Source organism: Frankia sp. CoBUL1, from assembly GCF_978021245.1.
In genome coordinates this window covers 1-12,023 of sequence record NZ_CDXDOS010000094.1, presented here as the reverse complement: position 1 = coordinate 12,023, position 12,023 = coordinate 1, and the positions used below count along the sequence as shown (strand labels likewise).

5 protein-coding genes and 2 pseudogenes are annotated in these 12,023 nt (G+C 71.5%); 5 read left to right on the top strand and 2 right to left on the bottom strand.

Annotated features, from left to right (window positions below):
- The first annotated feature begins 144 nt into the window (after nucleotides 1–144).
- The 4 genes from AC08OX_RS09235 (at nucleotide 145) to nicT (ending at nucleotide 8,938) form a co-directional block, all read left to right on the top strand.
- Entirely contained in the window at nucleotides 145–1,497 is a 1,353-nt protein-coding gene (locus tag AC08OX_RS09235; protein ID WP_476607426.1) for a hypothetical protein, read from the top strand.
- Complete coding sequence (locus AC08OX_RS09230; RefSeq protein WP_476607425.1) at nucleotides 1,494–2,849, top strand: glycosyltransferase family 4 protein; 1,356 nt, start codon at nucleotides 1,494–1,496, stop codon at nucleotides 2,847–2,849. Before AC08OX_RS09235 ends, AC08OX_RS09230 begins: the two co-directional genes overlap by 4 nt.
- A gap of 13 nt (nucleotides 2,850–2,862) precedes the next feature.
- Nucleotides 2,863–7,614, top strand: coding sequence for an alpha-(1->3)-arabinofuranosyltransferase domain-containing protein (locus tag AC08OX_RS09225; RefSeq protein ID WP_476607424.1), 4,752 nt, complete (start codon nucleotides 2,863–2,865; stop codon nucleotides 7,612–7,614).
- 208 nt (nucleotides 7,615–7,822) lie between these two features.
- Nucleotides 7,823–8,938, top strand: a complete 1,116-nt coding sequence (nicT, locus tag AC08OX_RS09220) for a Nickel transporter NicT (protein WP_476607427.1) — start codon at nucleotides 7,823–7,825, stop codon at nucleotides 8,936–8,938.
- Nucleotides 8,939–9,013: 75 nt separating this feature from the next.
- On the opposite strand, the gene AC08OX_RS09215 is transcribed toward nicT, so the two are convergent.
- Complete coding sequence (locus tag AC08OX_RS09215) at nucleotides 9,014–9,982, bottom strand: pirin family protein (protein WP_476607423.1); 969 nt, start codon at nucleotides 9,980–9,982, stop codon at nucleotides 9,014–9,016.
- A 246-nt stretch (nucleotides 9,983–10,228) separates the two neighbouring features.
- On the opposite strand from AC08OX_RS09215, the pseudogene AC08OX_RS09210 reads away from it, so the two are divergent.
- Nucleotides 10,229–11,245 (top strand): annotated as a pseudogene (locus AC08OX_RS09210) (LON peptidase substrate-binding domain-containing protein); the annotation flags it as partial.
- A gap of 340 nt (nucleotides 11,246–11,585) precedes the next feature.
- On the opposite strand, the pseudogene AC08OX_RS09205 reads toward AC08OX_RS09210, so the two are convergent.
- A pseudogene (locus AC08OX_RS09205) lies at nucleotides 11,586–12,023 on the bottom strand (hypothetical protein); the annotation flags it as partial.

Below are 12,023 nucleotides of genomic sequence, written 5' to 3'. Positions count from 1 at the left end.
ACAAGGCACTGACAATCCGTTGAGCACCGTTCCTGGACGTACCAGGCGACCGACCACCCCGGCGCGGGTGAACCGGCCCCACGCGGGCATTCCGTTGCGCGGGGCGGGGAGTACCCCTGCGTATGTCGTCGGGGAGGACTCCGCATGAAGCGCAATACCGCCCAGCCGGGCGGCGCGTCGGCCGCGATCGCGGCCGACGGCTGGACGCTGCGTAAACGCCTGAAACAGACCCGGGGCACCCGGCTGCGGGGGGCGGTGCGCGGCGCCATCCCGCTGGCGCTGGCCGGCCTGCTCGCCAACCTCGCCAACATGGGCGTCACGCTGATCATCGCACGCGCGCTGAGTACCCGATCCTACGGCGCGGTCGCCCAACTGATCGCGATCTTCTTCATCGTGTCCATGCCGGGCAGCGCCCTGCTCGTGGGGGTGGTCCGGCGGATCACTACCTGGCAGCACAGCGGGCAGTTGGACCTGGTGGCGCAGTGGGTCCGCCGGGTCCGCCGGGTCGGGGTCGCGCTCGTGCTGGTCGTCGCCATGCTCGCGGTGGCCGCTCGGGGCTTCGTGGCCCACGAACTGTCGCTGCCCGGTCCCGGCGGCGTCGCCGAGATCGTGACCGCCGGTGCCGCCTGGTGTCTGCTCTGCGTCGACCGGGGGTTGCTGCAGTGCGGCCGGCTCTATCCGGCGCTGGCCGCCAACCTGCTCGTCGACGCCGCGGTGAAGACGGTGTTCACGATCGGGTTGGTGCTCGCCGGTCTGGACGAGACCGGCGCGGCGATCGCCGTCCTGCTCGGTGTGCTGGCCGCCCTCGCCCACACGCGGTCCACGCTGCGCAGCCACCCGGACGCGGTCGTGGGAACGTCGCCCGAGCCGGGCTCGCCCGCGGCGCCCACGGCCCGGCTGGCCGTCGAGGTCGGCGCCGCTCTCGTCGCGCTGGCGATGCTCGGCCTCCTGCAGAACATCGACGTCCTCATGCAGGGCCGGCTCGCCCCCGACCGGTCGGGCTCTTACGCGGCCGTCTCGGTGGCCAGCAAGGTGCTCGTACTGGCGGCGGTCGTGCTGGCCGGCTTCCTGCTGCCGGAGGCCGCCGATCGACGACATCTCGGACAGCACGCCCTCCATCAACTCGGAGCAACGCTAGCGATACTCCTCGTCCCCGCGCTGGGGCTGCTCTCCGCCGCTCTCCTCGCACCCGACACACTTCTCTCCCTGGCCTTCGGCCCTCGCTTCACCGATGCCTCCGGCGCGCTTCTCCCCTTGGCCGCAGCGATGACCTGTCTCGGAGCTACCGTGCTGTTCACCCACTACCTGCTCGCTCTCGGCGAGCGAGGCGTACTGCTGGCCCTGGGGCTGGCCGCCGCCGCAACCGTCCCCCTCATGCTGTGGGCGGACGGATCACCGACGAGCACCGCCCGCGCCGACCTCGCCTGCCAGGCCGTGCTGGCCATCGTCACCGGCCTGTCGGTGCTCGCCGCCGCCCGTCGGACGGCTCGGGCATGAGCGCCGCGAGCAATCGGCGCGGCCCCGGCGCGACGATCCCGCCGACCCCCGCGGGCCTCGTCGTGCCGCCGGCCGCCCCGGTCCCGCCTGCCGTCCCGGTCCCGCCGGGCCTCTTGGCCGCGCAGGTGGGAGCGCCCGGGATCGAGGCCGCGCCGCGCCGGCCCTCCCTCGCCGAGCTGGTCGAGACTTCGGGGCTGCGCCGCGTGCACATGCTGGCCTGGCGTGACCTCGACGACCCCGAGTCGGGCGGGTCGGAGCTGCACGCCGACAAGGTCGCGGAGCTGTGGGCGCAGGCCGGCATCGACGTGAGCCTGCGCACGGCCGTGGCGTCCGGCCATCCGGAGTCCGTCCACCGCAACGGCTACACGGTGGTCCGCAAGGCGGGCCGGTACTCGGTCTTCCCGCGCACGGCGGTGTCCGGCGCGCTGGGCCGCGGCGGGCCCTGGGACGGCCTGGTCGAGATCTGGAACGGGATGCCGTTCTTCTCTCCGGTCTGGGCCCGCTGCCCCCGGGTGGTGTTCCTGCACCACGTGCATGCCGAGATGTGGCGGATGGTGCTGTCCCCGAAGCTGGCCAGGATCGGCGAGACCGTCGAATTCAAGATCGCGCCACCGCTGTACCGGCGTACGCGCATCCTGACGCTGTCCCCGTCGTCCCGGCACGAGATCATCGAACTGCTCGGCCTGCCGCCGCGCAACATCTCGGTCGTGCCGCCGGGCATCGACCCGTCCTTCTCCCCCGCCGGCGAACGCTCGCCGCATCCGCTCGTCCTCGCTGTCGGGCGTCTGGTGCCGGTGAAACGGTTCGGCGTCCTCATCGACGGGCTCGTCCACGCCCACGACGAACATCCGACGATGGAGGCGGTCATCGTCGGCGAGGGCTACGAGCGGGTGGAGCTGGAGAAGCGGATCTCCGCTGCCGGAGCCGGCGGCTGGCTGCGCCTCGTCGGGCGGGTCGACGACGACGCCCTGCTGACGCTGTATCGGCGCGCCTGGGTGCTGGCCTCGGCCTCGGCCCGTGAAGGCTGGGGCATGACGATCACCGAGGCCGCCGCCTGCGGCACGCCGTCGGTCGCGACGAAGATCGCCGGACACACCGACGCGGTCGTCGACGGCGAGACCGGCGTGTTGGTGGAGGATCCGGCCGACCTGGGCAAGACACTGGCCGGCGTGCTGACCGATCACGATCTGCGCGCCCGCCTGTCCGCCGGGGCGCTGGCGCATGCGGCGACCTTCACCTGGGCGCAGACGGCTCGCTCGACGTTCGCGGCGCTCGTCCGGGAGGCGGCCCGGCATCAAGGCCGCCGCTCCAGCGCGGCCCGGGCCGCGGACCTGGTTGGGCCGCACCGGTGACTGCGGTGATCCGGTGACCGTGACCACGTCGCCCTCCGGTCCGGCCTCGTCCGGTCGCCCCGAGTCCGGTCCGGCCTCGTCCGATCGCCCCGAGTCCGGTCACGCCGAGTCCGGTCCGGCCTCGGCGGCGATCCGCCGGCGGCGACCGCCCTCCTGGCCGACCCTGGTGCTGGCCGCCGTGGCGTATCTGCCGCTGCTGGCGACGGCACCGGGAAAGATCGGCGCCGACACCAAGGCATACCTCTACCTCGATCCGAGCCGGATGCTGCGCCGGGCGGTCTCCATGTGGGACCCCGGCATCGGCATGGGCACCGTCACCCATCAGAACATCGGCTATCTGTTTCCGCAGGGCGCCTTCTACTGGCTGCTGGATCTCGTCGGCCTGCCCGACTGGGTCGCGCAGCGGCTGTGGACGGGCTCCATCCTGTTCGGCGCCGGCACCGGCGTGCTGTTCTTGCTCCGCTCGTTGCGCTGGCCCGACCGCTTCGCGTTCGTCGCCGCGTTCGGCTACATGCTCTCGCCCTACATCCTGGAATACGAGGCGCGGATCTCGGCGATCCTGCTGCCCTACGCCGGACTGGGCTGGCTGATCGGCATCACCGTGCGCGGGTTGCGCGAGGCGGAGCCCGGCCGGGCCGGCTGGCGTCCCGCCGGATGGCGCTTCCCCGCCGCCTTCGCTCTCGTGGTCACGACGATCGGCAGCATCAACGCCTCCAGCCTGATCTTCATCCTGTTCGCCCCACTGCTGTGGATACCGTTCGCCGTCTGGGGTACCCGCGAGGTCCGACTCGGCGCCGCCGTGAGTATGTGCACCCGTGCGGTGCTGGTCGTCCTCGCCACGTCGGCGTGGTGGATCGCGGGGCTCTACACCCAGGCCGGTTATGGCCTCAACGTCCTCGCCTTCACCGAGACGATCGAGACGGTCGCCAGCAGCTCGCAGGCCTCCGAGGTGCTGCGGGGCCTGGGCAACTGGTTCTTCTATGGGCAGGACGCGCTCGGTCCGTGGATCGGGCCGGCCACCTACTACACCCAGAGTATCTGGCTGATCGCGGTCAGCTTCACCATACCCATCCTCGCCCTGATCGGCACCTCGGCCATCCGCTGGGGCCAGCGCGGCTACTTCGTCGCGCTGGTCCTGCTGGGCACCACGATCGCCGTCGGCGTCTACCCGTACGACGATCCCTCTCCCTGGGGACGGCTGTTCAAGGACTTCGCCGAGGGATCGACGGCCGGTCTCGCGCTGCGTTCGCTGCCCCGGGCGGTCCCCATGGTGGCGCTGGGCATGTCGGTGCTGCTCGCGGGCGGGCTCACAGCGCTCTGGGAGCGATACGCGGCGGCCGGTCCGACCGCTACGGCTGCCCCCGGTGGACGGCCGGTCCGGTCGGGCCGGCGCCGACGGCTGGTTCCGCCGCTCGCCACCGGGGTGGTCCTGCTGTTGCTGGCCCTCGACATGTCACCGCTGTTCCGCGGCGAGTTCGTCGAGCCGTTACTCGAACGCCCCGAGCACGTCCCCGCCTACGAGACCGAACTCGCGCGCGCCCTGGACACCAGGAACAACGGCACCCGGGTGCTGGAGCTTCCCGGTGCCGACTTCTCCCACTACCGCTGGGGAAGCACCCTCGACCCGGTCACCGAGGGGCTGATGGACCGTCCGCTGGTCATGCGGGAACTCATCCCCTACGGCGAGGCGGGCAGCGTCGACCTGGTCCGCTCGCTGGACCGCCGACTGCAGGAGGGGGTGTTCGAGACCTCCGCCCTGCCGGACCTCGCCCGGCTGATGGGCGTAGGCGACGTGGTGCTGCGCAGCAACCTCGCCTACGAGCGGTACCGGACCCCGCGCCCCCGGGCCACCTGGAACCTGTTCACCTCGAACAGACCGGACGGGCTGGGTGTACCACAGACCTTCGGACCGCCGGTTGCCGAGGATCCCGGCATCCCGTTCACCGACGAGGTCACCCTCGGCACCGACCCGTCGGTGCCCGATCCGCCTGCGCTGGCCGTCTTCCCGGTCAGCGGCGCGCAGCCGATCGTGCGCACCGCCACCACCGCGCGGCCCCTGCTCGTCAGCGGCAACGGGGAGGCGCTGGTGGACGCGGCGGCCTCCGGCCTGCTCGCCGAGCCGATCGCCGACGGGCGGGCGATCCTCTACGCCCCGGAACTCGCCACCGATCCCACCGCGATGCGCCAAGCCCTCGACGACGGTGCGGACCTACTCGTCACCGACACCAACCGACGGCGCGCCGAACGGTGGACGGGCATCCGGGAGAACTTCGGCTACGTCGAGCAACCCGGGGTCAGGCCGCTGGCGAAGGACCCGAACGACAACCGGCTGCCGCTGTTCCCCGATCAGAACGTCACCAGCGAGACCACCGCCACCCTGCACGCCCCGGGATCCCCGGCGAAGATCGCCGAGGTGACCGCCACCAGCTACGGGAACAGCTTCTCCTACGGGGCATCCGACCGACCGGTCCGCGCGATCGACGGCGACCCGGGCACCGCGTGGCGGGTCGGCGCCTTCACCGACCCGACCGGGGAGGCCTGGCAGACCACGCTGGCCGAGCCGACGACGACGAACCAGATCCGCCTCGTCCAGCCGCTGACCGGGCCGCGCAACCGGTGGATCACCCGGGCGACGCTGACCTTCGACGGCGGCTCCCCGGTGACCGTCGCGCTCACCGACGCCTCCCGCACCGCCGCCGGGCAGGTCGTGCGCTTCCCCACCCGGGCCTTCCGGACGTTACGCATCCACATCGACGCGACGAACACCGGCCGGCAGCGCAGCTACGACAACGTCTCCGCGGTCGGGTTCGCCGAGGTCGCCATCCCCGAAGCAAACGGGGCACCGCTGACGGCCGAGGAGGTGCTGCGGATGCCGAGTGACAGCCTCGACGCCGCCGGTGCCGCCTCCCTCGGCCACCGGCTGGCACTGGAGGTGTCCCGGGACCGGGCCAACCCGTCGGAACCGTTCAAGCAGGACACCGAGTCGGTCATCAGCCGGTCGTTCTCCCTGCCGACGGCCCGGACGTTCGCGCTCACCGGCACCGCCCGCGTCTCCGCCTACTCCCCCGACGATCGCGTCGACCAGGTGCTGGGCCGCCCGGCCACCCTCCCGGCGGTGACCTCCTCCGGCCGGCTGCCGGGATCGCTCGCCGCGCGGGCGTCGAGCGCCTTCGACGGAAACCCGGCCACCGCGTGGAGCCCGGGCATCGGCAACCCGCGAGGCAGCTGGATCCAGGTCGCCTCGCCGACCCCGTTGACGGTCTCGTCGATGACGATGTCGATCGTCGCCGACGGTCGGCACTCGATCCCGACCCGCATCGGGATCGAGGTCGACGGCCAGCGGGTCGGCGCGGTGACCGTGCCTGCGGTCACCGACACCTCGGCGCGCGGGGGCACCCGCGAGGTGACCCTCACCTTCCCGGCCGTCACCGGCAGCACGTGGAAGTTCGTCATCGACGATGCCCGGACCGTCACCAGCATCGACCCCATCAGCCGCTCGCCGCTGGCGATGCCGGTGGGCCTCGCCGAGATCGGGATACCCGGCCTCGCGACCGGCGCCGCGGGCACCGGTCAGCCCACGGCGGGTACGGCAGGCACGGCAGGCACGGCAGGGAGCACCGCGACGGGGCTGTTGCCGGCCCAGATCCCCGCGCCCTGCCGGACCGACCTGCTGAGCATCGACGGTCAGCCGGTGGGGGTGCAGGTCACCGGGGGCACCGCCGACGCGGTCAACCGGCTCGGGTTGACCGTCGCCACCTGCGGCCAGCCGGTCACCCTCGGCCCGGGGGAGCACGTGATCCGGACCGCCGACGGGGCCCTCGCCGGCATCGATCTCGATCGCCTGCTGCTGGCCTCGGACGTCGGCGGCGGCCCGTGGCTGGACGCGACCGGCGCCGCCTCCGCCGTCTCCCCCGCCGGGACCCCACCGGCCGCGACGGGCACCACGGGAACGGCGGGCACCACCGGAACGACGTCGGCCGCCACGCCACGGGTGACGGTCCGATCGGCCGGCGACACATCCTTCACCGTCGACGTGACGGGGGCGCGGCCCGGTACCCCGTTCTGGCTGGTGCTCGCGGAGAGCCTCTCCCCGGGTTGGAAGGCGACCGTGGGCGGCGCCGACCTGGGCACCCCCAGGCTGGTAGACGGCTACGCGAACGGCTGGCGGATCACCCCGACGGCCGCTGGGTTCACCGTCACGCTGACCTGGACCCCACAACGGATCGTGTGGTTCGCCCTGGCGCTGTCCGCGGTGACGGTGCTGCTCTCCCTAGCACTGGTGATCTTCTACACCCGCCGAGCCCGCGCGACTGTGGCCACGCGGTCGTCCCGGGCACCGGAGCCGGATCTGCCGACAGTCGAGCCGTGGTCCGTCCGGGCGGGGCGTGTCGGCCCGCGCACCACCGTGCTCGCCGTGTTGGGGATCGGTCTGCTCTCGGCGGTGCTGGTCTCTCCGGTAGCGGGGGTCATCGTCGCCTTGGCGACGGCCGTGGCGCTGCTCGTGCCCCGCGGCCGGCTGCTGACCCGCGTCGGCCCGGTGGTCTGCCTGGGCGTCAGCGCCCTGTACGTGCTGCAGGTGCAGGCCCGGCATGCGCTGCCGACGGACGGAGACTGGGTCGCCGCGTTCGGGAAGGTGGCGACGGTCTCCTGGCTCACGGTGCTGCTGCTGGCGAGCGACCAGCTCGTCGCCCAGCTGCAACGACGGCGCGCGGCGGGGCAGCCGTCTCCCCGGACGGGCCCGGGGGAGGAGCCTCCGGGCCGCTGAAGGTCGGGCGACCGGAGATGCCCAGCGACCGGGGGCCGCGGCTCGCGGCGGCGGCGGCAAAGCTCCGCATCATGGATGCTTCTGCAACTAAGTTGCAGAAGCATCCATGATCTGGTTATCGTTCCTCTGCCCGCCGCACAAAAACTTCCCCGTCCACGTCGGCGTGCACCGCGAGGGGAGACCTGCCATGGTCGCGCAGGCCGGCACCATGCCGAGGGGAGGCCTTACCACCCGGGTCCGCGGGGCGCTCGACCGCCGGGAGTGGGCGCGTGTCGGCGGCATGGCCGCGGTCATCGTCGGGCTACACGTGATCGGCTGGGTGACGCTCACGGCAATCATCGCGCCGCACCACTACCGCTTCGGCGCCGACGGCCAGGTCTTCGGGGTCGGTCTCGGAGTCACCGCCTACGTCCTCGGCCTGCGCCACGCCTTCGACGCCGACCACATCGCCGCGATCGACAACACCACCCGCAAACTCATGACCGACGGTCAGCGCCCACTGTCCGTCGGCTTCTTCTTCTCCCTCGGCCACTCCACGATTGTGTTCGCCCTGATGCTGCTGTTCAGCGTGGGCGTCCGCTCCCTGGCCGGGCAGATCGAAGCCGACGGCTCGACCCTGCACAACATCACCGCCTGGATCGGCGCCGCCGTCTCCGGCGGCTTTCTCTACGCCATCGCCGCGCTCAACCTCGGCATTCTCCTCGGCATCATCAGGGTCTTCCGGGACATGCGCCGCGGCGGGTACGACGAGGCCGGCCTGGAAGAGCAGCTGAACTCCCGCGGGCTGATGAACCGCGTCCTCGGCCGCTTCACCAGGGCGGTCACCCGACCCTGGCAGATGTACCCGCTCGGCGTGCTGTTCGGTCTCGGCTTCGACACCGCCACCGAGGTCGCCCTGCTCCTCCTCGCCGCCGGGGCCGGCCTGCCCTGGTACACCGTCCTCGTCCTGCCGATCCTGTTCGCCGCCGGCATGAGCCTGCTCGACACCATCGACGGCTCGTTCATGAACTTCGCCTATGCCTGGGCCTTCTCCCAACCGGTCCGCAAGCTCTACTACAACATCACCATTACCGGGCTGTCCGTCGCGGTCGCGTTCCTCATCGGCAGCGTCGAACTGCTCGGCATCCTCGCCGAGAAGGCACATCTCACCGGCGAGTTCTGGGGCTGGATCGCGGGTCTGGATCTCAACGTCATCGGCTACTTCGTCGTCGGCCTGTTCGTCGCCACCTGGGCCGCCGCTCTGCTGGTCTGGAAGTACGGCCGCATTGAGGAGAGGTGGGCGACGGGCCGGCCCGAGGACGGCCGGGTCGAACCCACCGACTGACCGCCTGGCGTCCGGTTCGGGGACCACCGACAGCACGGGCCCGGCGGCTGCCCGAACCCCGGAATGTCGTCGGGTTCAGACGCGATGCGGCATAAGTGCGTTCGCCGGAATGACCCCAAGCCGGCCGGCCTGATAGTCCTCGACGGCCTGGCGCAGTTCGGCCCGGGTGTTCATGACGAACGGGCCGTACACCTCGACGTGTTCCCGGATCGGCCGACCGCCCAGCAGCAGGACCTCGAGGTTCGGCGAGGACGCGTCCTGCCGGTCGTCCGCGGTGACACCGAGCAGATCCCCCGTTCCGAAGACCGCAAGCTGACCGGCCCGGGTCGCCGTGGCGTCCGGGCCCACCGTCCCCCGGCCACCGAGGACGTAGGCGAGGGCGTTGAACTCGGGGTTCCACGGCACGCGCACCGCCGCGCCGGGGGTCAGCGTCGCGTGGACGACGGAGATCGGGGTATGCGTGGCACCCGGGCCCCGGTGGCCCCCGGTGTCACCGGCGATGACCCGCAGCAGGGCACCGCCGTCCGGTGAGGACACCAGGCAGACCTGGCCACCCTCGAGGTTCTGGTACCGCGGCGGGGAGAACTTGTCCTTCGCCGGGAGGTTCACCCAGAGCTGGACACCGTGGAACAGGCCGCCGCTGACGACGAGCTCCTCCGGCGGCGTCTCGATGTGGAGGATGCCCGCGCCGGCGGTCATCCACTGGGTGGCGCCGTCTGCGATCAGGCCGCCGCCGCCGTGCGAGTCCTGGTGCTGGAAGGTTCCGTCGATCATGTAGGTGACGGTCTCGAATCCGCGGTGGGGATGCCACGGGGTTCCCTTGGGCTCGCCCGGCCCGTAGTCGACGGCGCCCATCTCGTCCATGTGGATGAACGGATCCAGCTCGGCGAGCCGTGCTCCGGCGAAGGCCCGACGCACCGGGAAGCCCTCGCCCTCCAACCCGGTGGGCGCGGTGGTCATCCTCCGCACCGGACGGTCGACCTCGCCGAGCGCGGGCTCAGCCAGCCGCGGCAGACGGACGGTATCGGCGGTGACGGCAGGCATGTCGTCCTCCTGGCGGGCTCAGGGCGCAGGTCGAGCAGGTCGAGCAGCTCATCCCGGCGCCTCTACTTGTAGATGCAACTACCAACCCGCGCAACCACGGGCCACCCTCGATCCTTCCCGCGAATTTTTTGATCATCAGGGCGCGAGCGGGAAGCGTTCGCCATCAGCGATCAACCCTGGGAACAACGGCAAGCTGAAAGGACTTTAGTGTGAGTGACTCAACTTCCTCACGTCAGGGTGGGCCACATGCCACAGATCCGGGTGCTGCCCGTCCTGCACCTCGACGACGCCGTCGTGCTACCGGGCATGGTCGTGTCTCTCGACATGTCCGATGGTGAGATCCGATCCACCGTCGAAGCCGCCCGTGCCGGCGGATCCCGCGGCGCTCCCGACGCGCGGGCGCCGGGGATCTCCAGCCAGCCGGCGGGCGGGCCCGCCGAGGTGTTGCTGGTTCCCAGGACCGACGGCACGCTCGCCGACGTGGCCGCCGTCGGGGTGATCGAACAGGTCGGCCGGCTGCCGCGAGGGGGCTCGGCCGCGATCGTCCGCGGAACCGCCCGGGCCCATGTCGGCGGCGTGCGCTCGGGTCCTGGCGACGTCACCTGGGTCGACGCCGTGTGGGTCGACACCGTGGTGAACGAGGGAGCCGTGGTGAACGAGGGGGCCGGGCCGCCGTCCGGCGCTCTCGACGCTCCGACGGACACCGCTGCCGCGCGGAGCGGCGAGGACCCGGCGAAGGTCGAGAACCTGGCGAAGGAGTACCGCGCCCTGGTCACCGACCTGCTGCGCCAGCGCGGCGCCTGGCAGGTCGTTGACTCCGTCGCGGCGATCACCGATCCATCGGCGCTCGCCGACACCGCCGGCTACGCCTCCTACCTGACCACCGCGCAGAAGATCGAGCTGCTGGGCACCGTGGACGTCGCTGCGAGGCTTGAACGGCTGCTGGCGTGGACCAAGAACCATCTGGCCGAACTGGACGTCGCGGAGACCATCCGTCGCGACGTCCAGGAGGGCATGGGCCGGTCGTTCGTCCGGGTCGCCCTCGGCGGTGTGCGGGACGAGGCGGAGATCCGCGGTCACCGGCGGACCTACGCCGGCGCGCTGCCCGGCCGCATCGTCCGGGCGATCCGCGAGGCGGGTTCAATGAATCCGGTGGTGCTGCTCGACGAGGTCGACAAGCTGGGCGCCGACTACCGGGGGGACCCGACGGCGGCGCTGCTGGAGGTCCTCGACCCCGAGCAGAACCACACCTTCCGGGAGCATTAACATGTCGAAGGTACCATCAACGTATAGTAATCACACCAGGCGGGGGAATACGCCCAGCAGCGCCACGGACTGACCCAGACCGGGCAGGCGCTGTGTCGTTCGGGAGCGGGCTACTGACCGGCGGGATACGCCCAGCGGCGGTACCAGTAAGGCCCAGGGGAAATGTGGCGTGATGGAACACTCGGAAACGCCGCCCCGCCGACCTGAACCCATCATACCCGGCCCAGCCGGACAACAAACCCCGAACACACGAAAACAGGACACGAATCCGACAACCCGTGCTCCCACGTGGCCAACGGTCCACCACTCCCCTCCATCCCGCCGGCCCGTGGCTATGTCAAGCGATGCCCATTCGGTAGGCCAGTCCGCGTAGATCACATCCTCCGACGTTCGCTCTGGCACGCTGGAGCATGACGGCAACAGTCTCCCGCACGAGCGGGTGAGTCCGGACCAGCTCTGGCGCGAGCCGTTCCGCTTCGCGGAGTACCGCGAGGGCTTGTTTGTCCTTGCCGCGTGACTGGGCAAGTCCTCGGCCGAAATCGGTGAGGAACTGTGCGCGGCGACGTCCGGAACCGAGCACCGACGTATCCACACCACGCATGATCTCGGGCGCCTTCCCGCCGTCGCCCCGCTCGACTGCGATACTGAGGCGCCAAACCGCCACATTGGCCGGGCCGAAGTGCAGGTGGAAGACGTCCGTCTCGCCTGTTCGAGCGGCGATCTCGGCGGCTTCCCCGATGTGGGCGTCGACGGCGCCCGTGGCGTCGGCCAGGGC